This is a genomic window from Streptomyces lavendofoliae (assembly GCF_014649735.1).
Lineage (GTDB): Bacteria > Actinomycetota > Actinomycetes > Streptomycetales > Streptomycetaceae > Streptomyces > Streptomyces lavendofoliae.
Genome location: NZ_BMTP01000003.1, coordinates 132982 through 153405, shown reverse-complemented (window position 1 = coordinate 153405; position 20424 = coordinate 132982). Strand labels below are relative to the sequence as shown.

At 70.3% G+C, this 20424-nt stretch carries 14 protein-coding genes; 4 read left to right on the top strand and 10 right to left on the bottom strand.

The genetic code is table 11. The features are described 5' to 3' along the window. Positions 1 to 256 precede the first annotated feature (256 nt). Complete coding sequence (locus tag IE109_RS06330; protein WP_189549755.1) at positions 257 to 874, top strand: GNAT family N-acetyltransferase; 618 nt, start codon at positions 257 to 259, stop codon at positions 872 to 874. A gap of 92 nt (positions 875 to 966) precedes the next feature. On the opposite strand, the gene trxA is transcribed toward IE109_RS06330, so the two are convergent. The 7 genes from trxA to IE109_RS06295 form a co-directional block, all read right to left on the bottom strand. After that, on the bottom strand, positions 967 to 1314 hold the full coding sequence (gene trxA / locus IE109_RS06325; RefSeq protein ID WP_189549754.1) for a thioredoxin: 348 nt from the start codon (positions 1312 to 1314) through the stop codon (positions 967 to 969). A 43-nt stretch (positions 1315 to 1357) separates the two neighbouring features. Continuing rightward, positions 1358 to 2332 carry a thioredoxin-disulfide reductase gene (gene trxB / locus IE109_RS06320; protein WP_189549753.1) on the bottom strand — a complete coding sequence of 325 codons (975 nt, stop codon included), beginning with the start codon at positions 2330 to 2332 and terminating at the stop codon, positions 1358 to 1360. A 126-nt stretch (positions 2333 to 2458) separates the two neighbouring features. Beyond that, on the bottom strand, positions 2459 to 3346 hold the full coding sequence (locus tag IE109_RS06315) for an RsmA family anti-sigma factor (RefSeq protein WP_189549752.1): 888 nt from the start codon (positions 3344 to 3346) through the stop codon (positions 2459 to 2461). Then, positions 3343 to 4047: an RNA polymerase sigma factor SigM gene (gene sigM, locus IE109_RS06310; RefSeq protein WP_189549751.1), complete on the bottom strand. Its 705-nt coding sequence runs from the start codon at positions 4045 to 4047 to the stop codon at positions 3343 to 3345. The genes IE109_RS06315 and sigM overlap by 4 nt, the downstream gene beginning before the upstream one ends. A gap of 40 nt (positions 4048 to 4087) precedes the next feature. Further along, positions 4088 to 5812, bottom strand: a complete 1725-nt coding sequence (locus tag IE109_RS06305) for a protein kinase family protein (RefSeq protein ID WP_189549750.1) — start codon at positions 5810 to 5812, stop codon at positions 4088 to 4090. 118 nt (positions 5813 to 5930) lie between these two features. After that, the gene (gene murJ, locus IE109_RS06300) at positions 5931 to 8111 is read right to left on the bottom strand and encodes a murein biosynthesis integral membrane protein MurJ (RefSeq protein ID WP_189549749.1); all 2181 of its coding nucleotides are present in this window, start codon (positions 8109 to 8111) and stop codon (positions 5931 to 5933) included. A gap of 46 nt (positions 8112 to 8157) precedes the next feature. Continuing rightward, positions 8158 to 10569, bottom strand: coding sequence for a DUF6049 family protein (locus tag IE109_RS06295; RefSeq protein ID WP_189549748.1), 2412 nt, complete (start codon positions 10567 to 10569; stop codon positions 8158 to 8160). 207 nt (positions 10570 to 10776) lie between these two features. Here IE109_RS06295 and IE109_RS06290 point away from each other — a divergent pair, with 207 nt between their 5' ends. Further along, the gene (locus IE109_RS06290; RefSeq protein ID WP_189549747.1) at positions 10777 to 12243 is read left to right on the top strand and encodes a CCA tRNA nucleotidyltransferase; all 1467 of its coding nucleotides are present in this window, start codon (positions 10777 to 10779) and stop codon (positions 12241 to 12243) included. Between the two features lie 104 nt (positions 12244 to 12347). On the opposite strand, the gene IE109_RS06285 is transcribed toward IE109_RS06290, so the two are convergent. From IE109_RS06285 to IE109_RS06275, 3 genes are all read right to left on the bottom strand, one after another. Continuing rightward, positions 12348 to 13616, bottom strand: a complete 1269-nt coding sequence (locus IE109_RS06285; protein ID WP_189549746.1) for an MFS transporter — start codon at positions 13614 to 13616, stop codon at positions 12348 to 12350. 72 nt (positions 13617 to 13688) lie between these two features. Next, positions 13689 to 14771, bottom strand: a complete 1083-nt coding sequence (locus IE109_RS06280) for an inositol-3-phosphate synthase (protein WP_189549745.1) — start codon at positions 14769 to 14771, stop codon at positions 13689 to 13691. A gap of 49 nt (positions 14772 to 14820) precedes the next feature. Further along, a complete protein-coding gene (locus tag IE109_RS06275) occupies positions 14821 to 15537 on the bottom strand; it encodes a PadR family transcriptional regulator (protein ID WP_189549744.1) in 717 nt (238 codons plus the stop codon). A gap of 376 nt (positions 15538 to 15913) precedes the next feature. On the opposite strand from IE109_RS06275, the gene IE109_RS06270 reads away from it, so the two are divergent. Together IE109_RS06270 and IE109_RS06265 are read left to right on the top strand one after the other, a co-directional pair. Next, entirely contained in the window at positions 15914 to 18640 is a 2727-nt protein-coding gene (locus tag IE109_RS06270) for a transglycosylase domain-containing protein (RefSeq protein ID WP_189549743.1), read from the top strand. Between the two features lie 195 nt (positions 18641 to 18835). Further along, on the top strand, positions 18836 to 20323 hold the full coding sequence (locus tag IE109_RS06265; protein WP_189549742.1) for a glycosyltransferase family 87 protein: 1488 nt from the start codon (positions 18836 to 18838) through the stop codon (positions 20321 to 20323). Positions 20324 to 20424: the final 101 nt, after the last annotated feature.

Genomic DNA, 20424 nt, shown 5'->3' with positions numbered 1-20424 from the left:
GGAACACGGCCCGCCCTTTGGCCTCTTCCCGTATGCGCGTCATCACCCGATCGATACGATGCGTTCTGGTATGCGCATCCGCCTGATCCACCTCGAAGGGAGAGCCAGGCATGCGAGAGGTGACCCGCAGCCAACTGTTGACCGCAGGACTGGGGCTCGGTGCGGTCGGCGGGTTCATCGGCAGCTTGCTCCGGGAACGGAGCGCGCTGACCGCCGCTCTCGGAGCGGCAGGCGAAGGAAGTGAGGAACAGCCTTCATGGGGCGTCGGCTCGTACCGCTCACGTTGGACAACCTTCCGGATCTCCCCCAACGGTGTCGCGCGTGCGTCTTCTGGGAGCTTGATCCGGTCAGCGGAGAGGCCGCGGTAAAGGCGGGCACTCCGGAGCTGGAGAAGGAAGCCTGGATCTCCGCCGTGCTGCTGGACTGGGGGTCCTGCGGCCGTGTGGTCTACGTGGACGACGTGCCAGTCGGGTACGTGCTCTACGCGCCGCCCGCCTATGTGCCGCGGTCGACCGCCTTCCCCACCAGTCCCGTGTCGCCCGACGCCGTCCAGCTGATGACGGCGTGGATCGCCCCCGGCTACCAGGGACAGGGACTGGGACGGGTGATGGTGCAGACGGTGGCGAAGGATCTGCTGCGGCGCGGCTTCAAAGCCATCGAGGCGTTCGGTGACGCCCGCTGGAAGGAGCCGGCCTGCGTCCTGCCGGCGGACCACCTGCTGGCCGTGGGCTTCAAGACGGTGCGTCCCCATCCCGCGTACCCGAGGCTTCGTCTGGAACTGCGGACGACCCTGTCGTGGAAGGAAGACGTCGAGATGGCCTTGGACCGCCTGCTCGGAGCCGTGCAGAAGGAGCCAGCGCTGCGGCCCTTGTAGAGGCGCCCTGGTGGCGGCGGGCGAATGCTCCTACGCCGAACGGCCCATCCCCCGGGGGATGGGCCGTTCGTGTTTCACGTGAAACAGCGGCGTCAGGCCTTGGCGGCCGGGTCCCCGATGTAGGGCTCCAGGTCACGAAGGATCGCGGCCTTCGGCTTGGCGCCGACGATCGTCTTGTCGACCTCACCGTTCTTGTAGACGTTCAGCGTCGGGATCGACATGACGCCGTACTTGGCGGCCGTGGCGGGGTTCTCGTCGATGTTGAGCTTGACGACGGTGATCTGGTCACCGTGCTCGGCGGCGATGGCCTCCAGCGACGGCGCGATCTGGCGGCAGGGGCCGCACCAGGCAGCCCAGAAGTCCACCAGCACGGGCTTGTCGCTCTTGAGGACGTCCTTCTCGAAGGAGTCGTCGGTCACGTTCTTCAGGTCGCCAGCCACGGCGGCCTCCTTCACTTCGCGGGGTGTGGGTGGGGATCGGTGGTCAGACCGTCGCGGTCTTCTCCGGCTCGGCGGCCTTCTCACCGTCGGCGAGGGCCGCCAGGAAGCGCTCGGCGTCCAGGGCGGCGGAGCAGCCGGTACCGGCGGCCGTGATCGCCTGGCGGTAGGTGTGGTCCACGACGTCACCGGCGCCGAAGACACCGGTCAGGTTGGTGCGCGTCGAGGGCGCGTTCACCTTGAGGTAGCCCTCGTCGTCCAGCTCCAGCTGGCCCTTGAACAGCTCCGTGCGCGGGTCGTGGCCCACGGCGATGAACAGACCCGTGACCGCCAGCTCGGAGGTCTCACCGGTCTTGGTGTTGCGCAGCGTCAGGCCGGACAGCTTCTGCTCGCCGTGGATCGCCGCGACCTCGCTGTCCCACGCGAACTTGATCTTCGGGTCGGCGAAGGCGCGCTCCTGCATGGCCTTGGAGGCGCGCAGGGTGTCCCGGCGGTGGACGATGGTCACGGACTTGGCGAACCGGGAGAGGAAGGTCGCCTCCTCCATGGCGGTGTCGCCGCCGCCCACCACGGCGATGTCCTGGTCCTTGAAGAAGAACCCGTCACAGGTGGCGCACCAGGAGACGCCGCGGCCCGACAGCGCGTCCTCGTTGGGCAGGCCCAGCTTGCGGTGCTGGGAGCCGGTCGTCACGATCACGGCCTTGGCCCGGTGCACCGTGCCCGCCGTGTCCGTCACGGTCTTGATGTCGCCGGTCAGGTCGACCGAGACGACATCGTCCGGGACGAGCTCGGCGCCGAAGCGCTCGGCCTGGGCCCGCATGTTGTCCATCAGGTCGGGGCCCATGATCCCGTCACGGAAGCCGGGGAAGTTCTCCACGTCAGTCGTGTTCATGAGCGCACCACCGGCGGTGACGGCACCTTCGAAGACCAGCGGCTTCAGCGAGGCTCGCGCGGTGTACAGCGCAGCCGTGTAGCCGGCGGGCCCGGAACCGATGATGATCACGTTACGGACGTCGCTCACGGGTTTCTTCCTCGTCTCTGCGGACTGCCTACTGCCTACGGGGGCCGGGTCTAGGACCTCTCACCCCACCCAACGGATCCTACGGGGCGAGCATTCCCGAGGTGTCCGAGCGGCACGGGAGCGGTGTCAGGGGCGAGGGTAGGCGTGGGTCAGGAGCACGTCGGCCTTGGCCGTCTTCCGGGTGGTGCAGGAGGCGTCGAGGACGTACGCCTGGACCTGGGAAGGGTCCGTGGCGTGCGGCAGAACCACCAGATAGGCGGCCTTGCCCTCGTAGGTGCCGGCCTGTGCGGCGAGAGCCCGCTCCTCGCGCCCCGTGCCCGCCTGGACGCAGGCCGGGACGGTGACAGCCTCCTGGGTGAACATCGTCGACGGTCGGTCGACGGAGGGAGGCTGCTTCTCGGTCCGGGCCGCCTTGGGGGGCTCGGGAGTGGCCAGCAGCGCGTCCACCCGGTCCTCCACGGCCGTGCCGGAGAACGTGCCGTCCTCGGGTGAGCTCACAGCGGTATCGGCGGTCTTCGAACCGGAGGAGTCGTCCCCGGACCGGACGACCTGGAAGAGCAGGACGCTGACCCCCATGGCCGCGGCACCGAAGACCGCGCCGAGGACGGCGGTACGCCGCCGGCGTCGTGCCGGTCGCTGCCGGCCCGGACCCGTGGCGGCTCGTGGGCGCCCGGCGGGGCGGTCCAGGTGCTCCGCCTCGGCGGGAACGGGGGCAGCCGTTGTTTCACGTGAAACATGCCGTGCCGCTTCGGCGGGTGCGGTGGCGTCCAGCAGTGCTTCGGCGGCCAGGGCCGCGTCGATGCGCCCCGCGACGTCGGCCGGCATCCGGGCGGGGCCGGGAAGCGTACCCAGCAGCCCCCGGATCTCCTCCAGGGAGGACCGGACATCGGCGCACAGCGCGCAGTTGTCGAGGTGCGCGCGGACGTCGGCGGTCCGGGACGGTGGCAGCAGCCCTTCCGTGAGGTCGGAGATCTCCGAGACGTCCGGGTGCTGAGTCGTGTCGGTCGTGGTCACGCGCGCCCACCTCCGCCCTTCACAGCAGCAGGATCACTCGGTCCTGCGTCCCTTGGTCCCGACGCCGGTGGGACGGATGTCCCCGGCGTCCGGTTCCTTGCCCGGTCCAGGCCATCGTTATCCACGGTGTCACCGCGCAGATGAGTGAGCAGAGGGAGAAGCCGGGCCCTCCCCCGCGCACAGCGGCTTTTCACCGTCCCCGTCGGTACGTCGAGGACACGCGCCGCCTCGGCGACCGGATAGCCCTGCATGTCCACCAGGACCAGAGCGGCGCGCTGATCCGCGGGCAGTTTCCCGAGCGCGGCGAACAGCTCGCGGTGCAGGTCCTGGCGCTCGGCCGGGGCCTCGGCGGACTCGTGCGGCTCCAGAAGCTGCTCCAGGCGCTCCGTGTCGTCGACGGGTGAGGTTCTGCGGGAGGCGGCCTTGCGGGCCCGGTCGAGGCACGCGTTCACGGTGATGCGGTGCAGCCAGGTCGTGACGGCCGACTGGCCGCGGAAGGTGTGGGCGGCCCGGAAGGCGGACACCAGAGCGTCCTGGACGGCGTCAGCGGCCTCCTCGCGGTCCCCCAGCGTGCGCAGGGCGACCGCCCAGAGCCGGTCCCGGTGCCGGCGTACGAGCTCGCCGAAGGCGTCCGGATCGCCGGCGACATGGCGCGCCAGGAGGTCGTGGTCACCGAGACCCTCGGTCGCCCCGCTCGTCATGCCGCCACCTCCCCTCCGCCCGTCGTCGAGCCCGCAGGCGTCAACCGAGCACCTTGATGCCGGAGATGCCGCCACGGTAGCCGCCCCGGCCGTCGTGCGGCAGCTCGGTGATGTGGACGAGCACGTAACGGGTGCGGACGGGTTTGTCCACGCTGGCCTTGAGGGTGTCGCCCACGGTCTCGAGTTCGGTCAGGCGGTGCGGGAAGTCATCCGGCGTGCTGGGGTCGGTCGCCCCTTCGTCGGCGGTGAGCACCTGTGCCTTCTGCCCGGCGCGGTACATGGACACATCGATGCCCCGGACGTTCTGCACGCTGCCGAGGTCGACGATGACCCCGCTGCCGTGCTTACGGTCGGGGAGGTTGCCGAAGTTGGGGAAGGAGAAGTACTGGGGGGTGATCCAGGCGGTGTCGGCGCTGTCGTCCACCGCGTTAGCCACCTCGTCCTCCTGTATTCCAGACCCTCCGGGCTTGAACTCACGGGCGTCGGAGATGCGCAGCGGCTGGGCGGGCCGCTGAGGCTTCTTCTGGTTCTGGCCGCCCGGAGTCGTCCGGGTACCGGTCTCGCCGGTCTTCTCGTTGCTCCCCTGGTCCAGCAGCTTGTCCGCCACCTGCCAGCTGCCCAGCCCCAGGGCCGCGATGAGGAGCGCCGACACGGCCCACTTGAGGGCCTTGCCGGTTCGGCTCTGCAGCGGGGGAGGCGGCATCGGCATGGCCGCGGTGGCCGCCGCACCGGCGCGTGTCTGAGGGCGGCCGTAGTTGCCCTGCTGGTACGTCGTGCGCTGGAAGTCCAGGGGCGTCGGGAACTCGGGCTCCGGCGGGCGGATGCGGGGCATGGCCGCGACGGCCTTGGCGAGCTCGTCGGGGGTGGTGCAGGGGGGTTCCTGCCGGGAGGCGGTCGCTCCGTCGTTGACCAGGGCGCGCATGGCGATCTCGGACAGTCCGCGGTGCACGCCGGCCCGTACCTGGTCCGGCGGGATCAGCCCGACGCCCTTGGGCAGCCCCGACAGGCCGTAGGCGTCGTTCTCGTACGGCCAGCGCTTGGTCAGCGCCGCGTACAGCAGGGCACCGATCGCCTCGGTGTCGGTGCGCTGGGGACGGTCGGCGCTGATGCCGCGCAGGGCGGCGTTCACGGCGAGTCCGCGGATCCGGTACTGGCCCGTGGAGCTCCGCAGGACGGCGCTCGGTGTGAGCCGCAGATGGGCGAGGCCCTCGCGGTGGGCGGCGGCCATGGCCTGGGAGACCTGGCTGACGAGTTGGTAGGCGTCGTGCGCTTCGAGCGGGCCGGCCGCGAGCAGAGCGGTGAGCTCCGTGGCGTCCGGCAGCCACTCGTGGACGACGTAGACGAGGTCGTTCTCCTCGACCGCGTCCAGGACCTGGACGAAACGGGGGTCGCCGAGGAGCGCGGACGAGCGTGCGGCGGCCAGCACCGACCGGGCCCTCGGGTGGTCGGCGGGGAGGATGTGGACCCCGACGGCCCGGCGCAGCTTCTCGTCGACGGCACGCCAACTGCTGAACCCGTCCAGACGGGTGACGCACTCCTCGAGTCGGTACCGTCTGGCGAGTTTGTGACCACTGTGGAGCTCGGGCGTGGTGATGACGGTCTGCTCGCTGTCCCGCCGTTCGCCGTCGCCGTCCTGGGCGGACCGTTCCGCCGTGTCCTGCGCTTCCGCCACCCCGTCGCTCGCGGCCTCGTCCGCCTTGGCGGTCAGCGGGTCGTTTCCGCTGTTGTCGGCCACGTCGACGGCAGCCGTGCTACGTTCCGCCACCGTCGTTCCTGCCTCCCCATCCGTTGCGCCACATCCAACAGCCATGCCAATTGTGCCCACAGTCCGGCGCCATGCACGACACGCGGTCGCCGGCGATGGTTGTGCCAGTCCTCGTTCTCTAGCGTCCGAGGCGTCCGCGCACCATGCCGACCATGGCGTTGAGCTCCGCGATCCGCATCTTGCGGGCCGCGACGTAGAACACGGCCATCAGTACGATCCCACCGCCCACGAGTGCCGCGAGCGACCCGAGGGCACCGTCACCCAGGGCCCTGAGGATCGCGAAGCCCGCGGCGCCGCCGAGGACCGCTCCGGGGACGGACGCCATGCACAGCCTGGCGTAGGTGCGTACGACGTGCGCGCCGTCCAGGTCGCCACCCAGCCGGTTGCGCAGGCGGCGCCACGCGACACCGACACCGACGGCGTACGCCAGGCCGTAGGAGGCGGCCATGCCGACGACGGCCCACTTGGCGGGCAGGAGGACGTAGCAGGCGGCCGACGCCGCCGCGTTCACGGCGGCCACGATCACGGTGTTGTAGAAGGGCGTCCGGGTGTCCTCGTAGGCGTAGAAGCCGCGCAGGACGACGTACTGCACCGAGTAGGGGATGAGGCCGAGGCCGAAGGCCATCAGGATGAAGCCCATGCTCCGGGCGGCCTCGGTGCCGCTGGAGGCGTACAGCAGCGTGCACATCGGGACGCCGAGGGCCAGGAAGGTGAAGGCGACGGGCACGATCGCGACGGCGGAGTTCCGCAGTCCCTGGGAGATGTCGTCGCGGACCGCGCCGGCGTCGTTGTCGTGGGCGGCGCGCGAGATGCGCGGCAGGAGCGCGGCCATGACCGAGACGGTGATGATGGCCTGCGGCATGCCCCAGATCAGCTGGGCGTTGGAGTACGCCAGGAAACCGGCGCCGTCCTGGCCGGAGGCCTTGCCCGCCGCCGTGGCCAGCTGCGTCACGACGACGACACCGGCCTGGTTGGCGAGGACGAACAGGACGGTCCACTTGGCGAGTCTGACCGTCTTGCCGAGGCCGTGACCCTTCCAGTCGAAGCGGGGGCGGAAGCGGAAACCGGCCTCGCGCAGGTACGGGATCATCGCCAGCGACTGGACCACCAGGCCGAGCAGCGTCCCGATGCCCAGCAGGCGGATGCCCTCGTCAGGGATGGTCGTGACGCCCATCCTGGTCTCGGCGGAGGACCCGTAGACCCAGATGAACATGACGAAGGTGAAGATGACGACGATGTTGTTGAGGACCGGGGTCCACATCATCGCGCCGAACCGGCCCCGGGCGTTGAGGATCTGACCCATCACCACGTGCACGCCCATGAAGAAGATGGTGGGCAGGCAGAAGCGGGCGAAGGTGACGGCCACGCCGTTCGCCGACGCGTCGCCGGCGATGGTGTCCGACATGGCCCGGATCAGCAGCGGGGCGCCGAACACGGCGACGGTGACGATCACACCCAGTGCGACCATCACCAGCGTCAGCAGGCGGTTGGCGTACGCCTCTCCGCCGTCCTCGTCGTCCTTCATCGAGCGGACGAGCTGGGGGACGAAGACCGAGTTGAGCCCGCCGCCGACGGTCAGGATGTAGATCATCGTCGGCAGGGTGGCCGCGATGGTGTAGGTGTCGCCCAGCAGCGCGGCGCCCAGGGCACCGGTGATCACCAGGCTGCGCACGAAGCCGGTGAGACGGGACACCAGCGTGCCGGCCGCCATCACGGCGCTCGACTTCAACAGGCCGGACGCGCGGCCGCCCGACTTCTTGGGCGCGGGCGCGGGCGCGGCAGCCGGTTCCGGCTCGGGCTCCCGGGGGGCCGGCGGCTGCCCGTGGGCCTGCTGGTCCCGGTACAGGTGCGCGAACGCGTCCTGCTCGGGCTGCTCCTCGGCGGCGTGCGTGACCAGGTCGTCGACGCCGGTGAACTGAACGGTCCGGGCGTCGTCGCCGTAAGGGAGGTGGCGGGAGGGTCCGTCGGGCTCGGGCGGCGGGGTCTGGGCCCAGACACGCGGGTCCGGGGCGTACTGCGGCGCCGCGGGCTGCTGGTAGAGCGGCCGCGGCTCCTCGTAGGTGCCCGGCGGGGGCGGAGGGTGCGCCGCTCTGTCGTAGAGCGCCTCGCCGACCGGGTCCTGCGCGGTCAGGTCATGGCTTCCGTACGGGTCCTGCTCGTAGGCGTGCTGGACGTACGGGTCCGGGGTGGGCGGCGGGCCCGGGGGCGGGACATGGCCGGCCGGGGGGAACGTCCCCCCGGCAGGCGCGCTGCCGCCGCCCGCGCCTTGACCGCGGTCACCGTCGTACGGCGCGTTCATGGTTTACCCCACCTCATCGTCCCCGGCCGACCGGCCACGACATCGCTCAACGGTCCACTTTCTCACCCTGGCCCGACGGGTCGGTGCTTTGCGCTCCGGTGTCCGGCACCGGGTCACTCGGCTGCTCGGGATCGTCGCTCGGCGCAGTCGTCCTCCCGGCCCCCGAGGTGGTCTCCGAGGCGTCCTCCGAGGCGCCCTCCGGGGTGGTCTCCGCGGCGCCCTCCGGGCCGGTCGCGGGCGGCGTCCCCGCCTCGCCCTCCGGGCCGGGCTCCTCACCCGGGTCGGCCTCGCGCGCGGCGGCGCGCTTGCGGTGGGTGTACATCCGGATGCCGGCGAGGGCCAGCAGCAGGAAGCCGCCGGCGATCACCAGCATCACGGTCGGGGTGATCTCGGAGACCTTCACGGTGAAGGTCATCGGCTTGCCGTACGGCTTGCCGTCCTCCGTGTAGAGCTGGGCCGTCATCGGGACCGGGCCGTTGGCGTTGGCGGACGCCGTGAACTTCACCGACTGGCTGTGGCCGCCGGCGATCTTGACCGGCAGCTCCGTCACCGCGTTGCCGCCGTTCAGCTTCAGGCGGGTCGGCTTGGTCGACGTCAGGCGCAGGACCAGGTGCTCGACGTCCTGCAACAGCTGGTTCTGCACCGTGACCGGGATGGTGGCGCTGCGTCCGGAGAGGGTGAGGTCTGACTTGTCGATCAGCTGGACCTCGGAGGTGAGGTCCAGCAGATGGACCTGCACGCTCTTCCGGTACGCCGCCGCCGGCTCGGCCCTGCCGCGCCAGGACGTCGACATCTCCCGGTTGATCGCGTTGCCGAACGGTGTGACGACCCGGGACGCCATGGTCAGAATGACCTTGAAGTTGTCCAGGCTGTCCTGGGTGATCTTCATGTCCTGGAAGGCCTGGACGGGCAGCTCCCGCTTGCGGAGCTTGGCCGGGTACTTCCTGGCGCCCGGAACCTTCGTCGTGGCCCGGTCGTCGGGTTTGGCCGCCGCCGCGGCGAGCAGGTCGCTGGGCTGCGTCCAGCGCTGGGCGGACAGGGCCCGCAGCGCGGTGGCCATCGACTGGGCCTGCGCGGCGGTCGGCATCCGTTGCGGGGCGACCACGATGCTGCGCAGCTTGCCCGGCTGCTGCTGGGTGACGGCCAGGGTGTGGGCGAGGAACCGCTGGACGGCGAGCGTGGAGTTCCCCGCCCGGGTCATGTCGCCCTCGAAGGCCGTGGACAGGGACGCGTCGGTGACGACTGCGGTGGTGCCGCCGCCGATGGGCCGTGCGGCGTTGGGCGTGTAGGGCAGCTCGTCGCGGATGCTGTCGCTGCGGGCGATCACCTTGTCGGCGCCGGCGGAGGTGGCGATGTCGACGATCGAGGGGTCGACCGCTCCGTCGACCGGCCAGGAGAAGTCCACGGACGGCTTCACATGGAGGATCGTCTCGACCGTGCTCTCGGCCACCTCGGTCGCCGGCTGGAGATGACTCAGCGAGCCGGAGACGTCCTTGCCCCGGTGGGCGAGGGACGCCAGGTCGGGGTCGGCGTAGGGCAGGGCCACCACCTTGTCCCCCTGCACCGCCTTGTCCAGACTGTTCAGCCACTGTTTGGCGATGGCCTGGTTCTTGCCGGGGACTCGCTCGTCACCGGCTTTGACCTGGTAGTTCCGGGTCATCGCGTCGACCGTGGCGAGCAGGTCCGGGTCGACGACCCAGGTGACGGGAAGCTCCGCGCCGAGCGCGACGAGCCGCTCCAGCCGGCCTCCCGGAGCGAGCTCCGCGGCCAGGGCGTCGTCCTCGAACACCGGCGTCTGCTGGTCGTCCGAACCGCTCTCGGCGGACAGGTGCGTCGAGGAGATCAACGGCCAGAGGTACGTGACCTGGGTCTTCTTCTCGGTGGCCTCGGGCTGCCAGGGCAGGAGGGTCCGCTCGATCCCCAGCACCTGGTCGTAGCGGGTGCTCCCGGTCCGGCCCGTGAGGGAGACCCCGAGCTGGTAGACACCCTCGTCGTCGAGACCGAGCTTGTCGACCGGTACGGCGATGCTGAAGTCCTTGCTGATGCCGGCGGCGAGCTGAGGGATCTTCACGCGGTACGGGCCGCCGAGCGCCGCGCCGTCGTCGCCCGGTCTGAAGCCGGTGCGCCTGGCCACCGCGTCGATCTCGCCCCGGTTGGCCATACGGGAGCCGAGCCGCAGGTCGACGTGTGCGGCGTTCACCGTCTCCTTGCCCTCGTTCGTCACCGTGCCACTGATCGTGAGGGTGTCCCCCTCGACCGGTGTGGTGGGCGTCAACGTGTCCAGGGACACATCGACGGTCCGGGACGGGGACGCCTTCTCGGCGGCGGACGCGGGAGCGGCGGGGACGTACAGCAGGGTCGCCAGGACCGGCGCACTCACGAGGGCGGAAGCCGCGCGTCGTAGCCACCGCCGGGCAGGAGAGCGACTCGTGCTCTGAAAGTCTGCCGCCTCGGCCACGCGCTCGCCCGTCCTCGTCGTCTGTTGCCGTTGGTGGTTCGTCGGTTCCTGCGTCCCCGCATGGTAACGAGGAGCGCCGGGGCTGAGTGCCGCGGACTGCTCCACATGATCGGCTACGCGAGGGCCGGGAGGAACCGGGAAGCAGGGGCTCGGGGCCGCGGAAAAGCGGGACGCCGCCCGGGGCCGGGGCACGTACCCTTTTCTGTTGTGCCGAACGCCAACGAAGACAACCCGACTGCACTGAGCCAGGCGCAACGCCGCGCGGTCAGTGAACTACTGCGCGTGTCCCCCGCAGCCGACGACCTCGCCCGTCGCTTCCAGGAGGCCGGCTTCCGCCTCGCCCTGGTCGGCGGATCGGTACGGGACGCGCTGCTCGGCAGGCTCGGCAACGACCTGGACTTCACCACCGACGCCCGGCCCGAGGACGTTCTGAAAATCGTCCGGCCGTGGGCCGACGCGGTGTGGGAGGTCGGGATCGCCTTCGGCACGGTGGGCGTGCAGAAGGCCGCCCGGGTCGGGGACACGGATCAGGTCTTCCAGATCGAGGTCACGACCTACCGTTCCGAGGCGTACGACAGGACCTCCCGCAAGCCGGAGGTGTCCTACGGCGACTCGATCGAGGAGGACCTGGTCCGGCGTGACTTCACGGTCAACGCGATGGCCGTCGCCCTGCCGGAGAAGGAGTTCATCGACCCCCACGGCGGGCTGGAGGACCTGGCCGGACGCGTCCTGCGGACGCCGGGGACGCCGGAGGAGTCCTTCTCCGACGACCCGCTGCGGATGATGCGCGCCGCGCGCTTCGCGGCGCAGCTGGACTTCGAGGTCGCTCCCGAGGTCGTGGACGCGATGCAGCGGATGGCCGAGCGCATCGAGATCGTCTCCGCCGAACGGGTGCGGGACGAGTTCAACAAGCTGATCCTCTCCGGCAACCCCCGCAAGGGCCTGGGCCTGCTCGTCGACAGCGGTCTCGCCCAGCGCGTGCTGCCCGAGCTTCCCGCGCTGCGGCTCGAAAGCGATGAGCACCACCGGCACAAGGACGTCTACGAGCACTCGCTGACCGTGCTGGAGCAGGCCATCGACCTGGAAGAGGACGGTCCCGACCTGGTGCTTCGGCTGGCAGCGCTCCTGCACGACATCGGCAAGCCGCGTACGCGCCGCTTCGAGTCCGACGGACGGGTCTCCTTCCACCACCACGAGGTGGTCGGCGCGAAGATGACCAAGAAGCGCATGGTCGCGCTCAAGTACTCCAACGAGATGGTCAAGGACGTCTCGCGCCTGGTGGAGCTGCACCTGCGTTTCCACGGATACGGCACCGGCGAATGGACCGACTCCGCCGTACGCCGCTATGTGCGCGACGCCGGTCCGTTGCTGAGCCGCCTGCACAAGCTGACCCGCTCGGACTGCACCACCCGGAACAAGCGCAAGGCGGCGGCCCTCTCCCGGGCGTACGACGGGCTGGAGGAGCGCATCGCGAAGCTGCAGGAGCAGGAGGAGCTGGACGCCATCCGGCCCGACCTGGACGGCAACGAGATCCAGGAGATCCTCGGCATCCGCCCGGGACCGGCGGTCGGCCAGGCGTACAAGTTCCTGTTGGAGCTGCGGCTGGAGAACGGCCCCATGGAGCGCGGGGACGCCGTCACCGCGCTCAAGGAATGGTGGGCCGGGCAGAGCTGAGCGTCGGGTGGCCGGACCGTGTTTCACGTGAAACACGGCCCCGCCACCCCGGGAGCGCCGAACGGGGGCTGGTGTTTCACGTGAAACACCAGCCCCCGTTCGCGTCAGAGCACGGCGTCCGCGCGCCTGCGAAGTCCGAGCGTGACGGCGACGCCGGCGTACAGCAGGGCGACCATGACGACCAGCGGGACCGATCGGCCGTCGGGGGGCAGCATGAGGGCGGAGATCCCGGCCGCGCCGACGAAGGCCGTGTTGTAGAGGACGTCGTACAGCGAGAAGACCCGCCCGCGGTACGCATCGTCCACCGCGAGCTGGACCACCGTGTCCGTGGCGATCTTGGAACCCTGGGTGACCAGCCCGAGCACGAAGGCGGCGACCAGCATGGGCGCGGGGGCGAAGAGCAAGCCCAGCGCGGGCGCCAGCACCGCCGCCGACGCGGCACACCCCACCATCCAGCCGATCCGCCCCAGGCGCTCGACCGCCCAGGGTGACAACACGGCCGCGGCGAAGAACCCCGCCCCCGAGGCGCCGACGGCCAGCCCCAGCAGGGCGAGCCCCGCCGACTCGGTCGACGACCACGCGTACCGGCAGAGCATCAGCACCATCACGGTCAGCGCGCCGTAGCAGAAGCGCATCACTGCCATCGCGGCGAGCACCCGGGCCGCCGCCCGCCGCCGGCCGAGATGACGCACCCCGCTGACCAGTCCCTTGGCCGTCGAGGCCAGTGCGGCCCCGAGCCGCGGCCGTACCCGGGCCGGGTCCGGTCCGAGCAGATCGCGGCCCATGCGCAGGGAGGCGAGGGCCGAGCACAGGTAGAGGCCGGCGCCCAGCAGCACCACCGCGGCGTCGGAACCGGGACCCGCCAGCCGCACGACGAAGGCCAGCCCGCCGCCCGCCGTCGCGGCGAGGGTGCCGGCGGTGGGCGAGAGGGAGTTGGCCATCACGAGCCGGCCGGGGTCCACGACCCGGGGCAGGGCCGCCGAGAGGCCGGCGAGGACGAACCGGTTGACGGCCGTGACGGCGAGCGCCGACGCGTAGAACAGCCAGTCCGGCACGGAGGACAGGATGAGGAACGCCGTGCCGGTCGCGAGCAGCGCGCGCAGCAGATTGCCGTGGAGGAAGACCTGGCGACGCGGCCACCGGTCCAGCAGGACACCCGCGAACGGGCCGACGAAGGAGTACGGGAGCAGCAGGACCGCCATGGCGGTGGCGATCGCGGCGGGGGAGGTCTGCTTCTCGGGGGAGAAGACGACGTACGTGGCGAGCGCGACCTGGTAGACGCCGTCGGCGCACTGGGAGAGCAGTCGTACGGCCAGCAGGCGGCGGAAGTTCGTCAGGCGCACGAGTACGCGCAGATCACGTACGACAGGCATGGCAGCAAGGGTCACATACGCCGAAGGTCCCCGGGCAGATGCCACGGGGACCTTCGGCGGTGGGGCGGAGCTTTAACGCTCGACCTCGCCCTTGATGAACTTCTCGACGTTCGTACGGGCCTCGTCGTCGAAGAACTGGACCGGCGGGGACTTCATGAAGTACGAGGAGGCGGAGAGGATCGGGCCGCCGATGCCGCGGTCCTTGGCGATCTTCGCGGCGCGCAGGGCGTCGATGATGACACCCGCCGAGTTCGGGGAGTCCCAGACCTCGAGCTTGTACTCCAGGTTCAGCGGGACGTCACCGAAGGCACGGCCCTCGAGGCGGACGTACGCCCACTTGCGGTCGTCCAGCCAGGCCACGTAGTCCGAGGGACCGATGTGGACGTTGTTCTCGCCGAGGTCCCGGTCGGGGATCTGCGAGGTGACCGCCTGCGTCTTGGAGATCTTCTTGGACTCCAGGCGCTCACGCTCGAGCATGTTCTTGAAGTCCATGTTGCCGCCGACGTTCAGCTGCATCGTGCGGTCCAGGACGACGCCCCGGTCCTCGAACAGCTTCGCCATGACGCGGTGCGTGATGGTGGCGCCGACCTGCGACTTGATGTCGTCACCGACGATCGGGACACCGGCCTCGGTGAACTTGTCCGCCCACTCCTTGGTGCCGGCGATGAAGACCGGGAGGGCGTTGACGAAGGCGACCTTGGCGTCGATGGCGCACTGGGCGTAGAACTTCGCGGCGTCCTCGGAGCCGACCGGCAGGTAGCAGACGAGGACGTCGACCTGCTTGTCCTTGAGGACCTGGACGACGTCGACCGGGGCCTCGGGGGACTCCTCGATGGTCTGGCGGTAGTACTTGCCCAGGCCGTCCAGGGTGTGGCCGCGCTGGACGGTCACGCCCGTCGACGGCACGTCGCAGATCTTGATGGTGTTGTTCTCGCTGGCGCCGATGGCGTCCGCGAGGTCAAGACCCACCTTCTTCGCGTCCACGTCGAAGGCGGCCACGAACTCGACGTCCCGGACGTGGTACTCGCCGAACTGCACGTGCATCAGACCCGGCACCTTGGCCGCCGGGTCGGCGTCCTTGTAGTACTCGACGCCCTGCACGAGCGAGGCGGCGCAGTTGCCCACGCCGACGATGGCTACGCGAACCGAACCCATTCCGGTTGCTCCCTGTGTTGATCTTCGAAACCCTGCAGGTCGCAGGGTCTCACTTGGCGGTGTCGTCGGACGGATCCGGCCGGGTACTGCCCCCGTGCCGGGGCAGGCCGCCCGTCTCTCCAGATGTGTCGTCCTGCTGAGCGTCGGCGGAGCCCTCGGGGGCCTGGCCGGCCTTCGGGGTCCCGGGACCGGACCGTCGCTGGTCCCGCCCCGCCCGCTCGCTCTCGATGAGCTCGTTCAGCCAGCGCACTTCGCGCTCCACGGACTCCATGCCGTGCCGCTGAAGCTCGAGCGTGTAGTCGTCCAGGCGCTCCCGCGTACGGGCGAGGGAGGCGCGCATCTTCTCCAGGCGCTCCTCCAGGCGGCTGCGCCGGCCTTCCAGCACCCGCATCCGCACCTCGCGTTCCGTCTGGCCGAAGAAGGCGAACCGGGCGGCGAAGTGCTCGTCCTCCCAGGAGTCCGGCCCCGTGTGGGACAGAAGCTCCTCGAAGTGCTCCTTACCTTCGGCCGTCAGCCGGTAGACGATCTTGGCGCGGCGCCCCGCGAGGGAGGCGGCGAGGGCGTCTTCGGGGGCGCTGCCCGGTTCCTCGATCAACCAGCCGTTTGCGACCAGCGTCTTGAGGCAGGGGTAAAGGGTCCCGTAACTGAAGGCCCGGAAGATCCCCAGCGACGTGTTGAGCCGCTTGCGCAGCTCGTACCCGTGCATCGGGGCTTCGCGGAGCAGGCCGAGGACGGCGAACTCGAGGATGCCGGACCGTCTGCTCATCCGCTGCCCTCCTCCGCCTTCGCCGACTCGTACGCCGTGGCTCTTATGCCGTGCTGATGTATCGACTCGATACATCCTGACGATAGAACGGCCCGGCACCTCCGACAAGGGCGGTTAGGGTGAGCGGCGTCACATAGTCAATTCGCAGTAATCGACTTGCCTGATTTGGGATGAACTTCGGTCCTCAGGGGTTTTTGACCGTGCGTAGTCTGTGCGGCATGCACACCAGTGGGAACCAAGCGACGCCGGTAGGCGTCCTCGTTCTGAGTGCATCGCGGATGAGCCCCAGCCAGGGCTGGTCCGTAACCATTTCGGGGGGACCGGAACCCAGCTGCCGCTTCCAGGCGTACTCGCCTGCCCGAGGAGTAGTCGTTCGATGAGCGAGCACCGTCGCAAACCGCCGCAGCCGCAGGGTGGCGGACGTGCCGCGGCCAGGCGAGCCGCCCAGCAGCCCTCCGGCCGCAGGGCGGCCCAGGCGCGGGGAGCCAGTACAGGATCTCCTGCCGACCCGTACGGCGGCGGCGAGGAGCGCGCGTACGGCAGTCGCGCGGAGGCCCGCCGGGCCGCCCAGCGCGGCGGGCGCCGACGGGGTACCGAGAGTGCCGTCGCAGCCGCCGGGGGGCGGGGCGCACGCGGAGGTGTACCGGGCAAGAAGCGGCTGGTCGACTACCCGCGCCACGACAAGTACGGATGGCGTCGCTGGGTGCCGTCCTGGAAGCTCGTCACCGGGTTGTCCCTGGGGTTCATGGTCGCGTCCCTGGGCGCGGCCACGGTGGTGTACTCCATGGTCGAGGTGCCGCAGGCCGTCAAGATCGCCACGGCGCAGAACAACGTGTACCTCTACGCCGACGGCACGCAGATGGCCGCCACCGGTGGTGAGATCAACCGGCAGATCCTCGACTTCAAGCAGATCCCCAAGGACATGCAGAACGCGGTCGTCTCGGCCGAGAACAAGACGTTCTGGGACGACAAGGGCGTCGACCCGAAGGGCATCGGCCGGGCCTTCTACAACATGGCCATGGGTGAGCAGACCCAGGGTGGCTCCACCATCACCCAGCAGTACGTGAAGAACGCGATGCTGGACGACCAGAGCCAGACCATCAGCCGCAAGGCCAAGGAACTCTTCATCTCCCTCAAGGCCGGTATGGAGGGGGACAAGGAGGAGGTCATGGCGGGCTACCTGAACACCTCCTACTACGGGCGCGGCGCCTACGGCATCCAGGCCGCGGCGCGGACGTACTACGAGAAGGACGCCAAGGAGCTCAACGCCAGCCAGTGCGCCTTCCTGGCCGCGCTGCTGAAGGGTGCCACGTACTACGACCCGGCCGGTTCCGTGGACATCGACCCGCGGGCCACGCCGGAGGCCAACACGACGGCGGCCACCAAGCGGTGGAAGTGGATCCTCGACGAGATGGTCAAGGACCGCCGCCTGGACGCCGCGGAGCGGGCCAAGTACACCGAGTTCCCGATGCCGCAGCCGCCGAAGAAGGAAGCGCGGCTCAGTGGCCAGGTGGGCTACATGGTGGACCTGGCCAAGGCGTTCGTCATCAACAACAACGACGTCGGCATCACGGCGAAGAAGCTCGCCCAGGGCGGCTACGAGATCCGCACGACCTTCGAGAAGCCGAAGGTCGAGGCGTTGAAGCGGGCCGTCGAGAAGGTCGAGAAGGCCAACATCGACCCCGAGAAGCGTCCCGACACCGACAGCCACGTCCAGTTCGGCGGCGCCTCGGTCAACCCGAGGACCGGCGCGATCGTCGCCATCTACGGCGGCTCCGACGCGACCAAGCACTTCACCAACAACGCCGACCAGACCGGTGCCCAGGTGGGCTCGACGTTCAAGCCCTTCGTGCTGGCCGCCGCCATGGAGTACGGCGTCCGCGATCCCGCCGGCGAGGCGGTGCAGGGCCCGGACCAGCGGCGGACGGTCGACCCGGACAAGACGTATTACAACGGCCAGAACAAGCTCAAGATCAAGAAATACGACGGCAGCGTCTGGCACAACGAGGACGGCGAGGAGTGGCTCCAGGTCAACGACGGCGACCAGAGCTACGGTGACATCAACCTCCGTGAGGCGATGATCCACTCGGCGAACTCGCCCTTCGTCCAGCTGGGCATGGACGTCGGCATCGAGGAGGTCAGGCAGACGGCCATCAAGGCCGGCCTCCGCAAGGAGAGCCTGGTCGCGGCGAACGTGCCGTCGTTCTCGATCGGTATCTCCGACCCCAGCGCCATCCGCATGGCGGGCGCCTACGCCACCTTCGCGGCCAACGGCAAGCAGCGTGACCCGTTCTCCGTGACGGAGGTGAGGAAGCGCGGCGAGACGATCTTCAAGCACGAGGCCAAGACGGAGCAGGCCTTCTCGTCCGCCATCGCCAGCAACGTCACCGACGTGCTGAAGGACGTCGTCGAGGACCCCGAGGGCACCGGTAACAACGCGGCCATCCCGGGCCGTGAGGTCGCCGGCAAGACCGGTACCACCGACGGCAACAAGTCCGCCTGGTTCGTCGGTTACACGCCGCAGCTGGCGACGGCCATCGACATGTACCGGATGGACGACAACGCGGCGAACAAGAACCGCAAGTTCCTGAAGATGTTCGGCACGGGCGGGCAGCAGAAGATCCACGGTTCGTCCTTCCCGTCCGAGATCTGGCAGAAGTACATGTCGGCGGCGCTCAAGGGCCAGGAGGTCGAGCGCTTCCCCGAGCCGGAGCCGCTGGAGGCCGACACGGTGTACGGCGGCGGCGCCAAGAGCCCCGAGCCCACGCCGTCGGACTCGCCCTCGCCGACGCCGTCCCAGACGCCGTCGCAGAGCCCTTCGCCCACCCCGTCGAAGTCGGAGAGCTCCAAGCCCGCCGAGCCCTCGTGCGGTCCCTTCGACTGGGACTGCAACAACGAGGACGGCGGCCAGAACGGCGGACAGGACGGCGGACAGGTCGAGGGCCAGGACGGCGGTGGCGGCACCGACACCGGCGGTACGGACGAGGGCGGCACCACGACCGGCGGGGTCAGTCCCAGCCCGTCGGTGACCACCGGCGGCGCGACCAACGGCAATGGGAACGGCGGCGGCAACGGCGGCTGGTTCGGCGGGACGGAGGGCTAGGGCCCCGGGGTTCCCCGCCGCCGCCGAGGGCCGCGGAGCGAGGGCCGCCGCACCGGGTACGCACAGCGCGCGCGTACGCCGGACGCGGCGGCCCTCGCCGTTGTCCGGGCCCGGCGTCGCGCGGCGGCCGGGACGTCGGAGGGCGGTTGTCCACAGGCCGCGCCCGTCCACAGCCGGGTACGGCAGGATGTCCCCATGCCGAGCCCACACAAGACGACGAGCGCCTCCCCGGACCGGCCCGTCGTGTCCCCGACCCGGCGGGACGAGGTCGCAGCCGCCGGCAGCGAGCTGATCGGCGGCCCCGTCGGCCGCTGGGCCCGGCTCGGCGGCGGCGCGGTCACGCCCGTCCGGGTGGTCGCCCTGGTCACGATCGGGATGTTCGCGCTCGGCATGGTGCAGAAGCTGCCCTGCTACAACTGGGCGTGGTTCCGCGGCACCAGCTCGCAGTACACCCACGCCTGCTACTCCGACATCCCGCACCTGTTCATCGGGCGGGGCTTCGCCGACGGGCTGATCCCGTACTTCGACCGCCTCGGCGGTGACATGGAGTACCTCGAGTACCCGGTGCTGACCGGCTTGTTCATGCAGGTCGCGTCATGGCTGACACTGCCCTTCGACGGGGACCTGCAGTACCGCGAGCAGATGTACTGGATGGTCAACGCGGGCATGCTGATGGCCTGCGCCGCCGTCCTCGCCGTCTGTGTCGCCCGCACCCACCGCGACCGCCCCTGGGACGCCCTGCTGGTCGCCCTGGCGCCCGCCTTCGCGCTCACCGCCACCATCAACTGGGACCTGCTTGCCCTGGCGCTCACCGCCGCCGCCATGCTGCTGTGGTCCCGCGGGCGGCCACTGGCCTTCGGGGTCCTCCTGGGCCTCGCCACCGCCGCCAAGTTCTACCCGTTCCTGCTCCTGGGGCCGCTGCTGCTGCTGTGCTGGCGGGCCTGGAAATGGCGGGAGTTCGGGGCCGCCGTGCTGGGCACGGCCGCCTCCTGGCTCGCGGTGAACGTGCCGGTGATGCTGCTGGCGCCCGAGGGCTGGAAGAAGTTCTACACCTTCAGCCAGGACCGGGGCATCGACTTCGGGTCCTTCTGGCTGGTCATCACCCAGCGCACGGGCGCGAACATCACGCCGGAGGCGGTCAACACGTACGCCAGCGTGCTGATGGCGCTGGCCTGCCTCGGGATCGCCGCCCTGACGCTGACGGCGCCGCGCCGGCCCCGGTTCGCCCAGCTGGCCTTCCTGGTGATCGCGGCGTTCATCCTCACCAACAAGGTCTACTCGCCGCAGTACGTGCTGTGGCTGATCCCGCTCGCCGCGCTGGCCCGCCCGCGCTGGCGCGACTTCCTGGTCTGGCAGGCCTGCGAGGTCATGTACTTCACCGGCATCTGGATGTACCTCGCCTACACGACGAGCGGCAACAAGCAGGGGCTGCCGACGGAGGGCTACCAGTTCGCGATCCTCCTGCACCTGGCCGGGACGCTGTTCCTGTGCGCCATGGTGGTGCGGGACATCCTGATGCCCGAACGGGACGGGGTCCGGCGCGACGGGACGGACGACCCGTCCGGGGGCGTCCTGGACCGCTCCGAGGACGTCTTCGTCCTGGGCCGGGCCGCGCACCCGCCGCAGCACGCCGCACACGCGGTCCAGGGCCCGCGGGTGGAGTGGGGCGCCGTACGGGAGTGAAGGGCGCGGGCCGGGCCCCCGGCCGTCCGGCGGAGGGCGGCCGGATGAGCCCGGGGGCGGGACGCCCGGCCGGCCCCGTGCTCCGCGGCGCCCGGTGACCC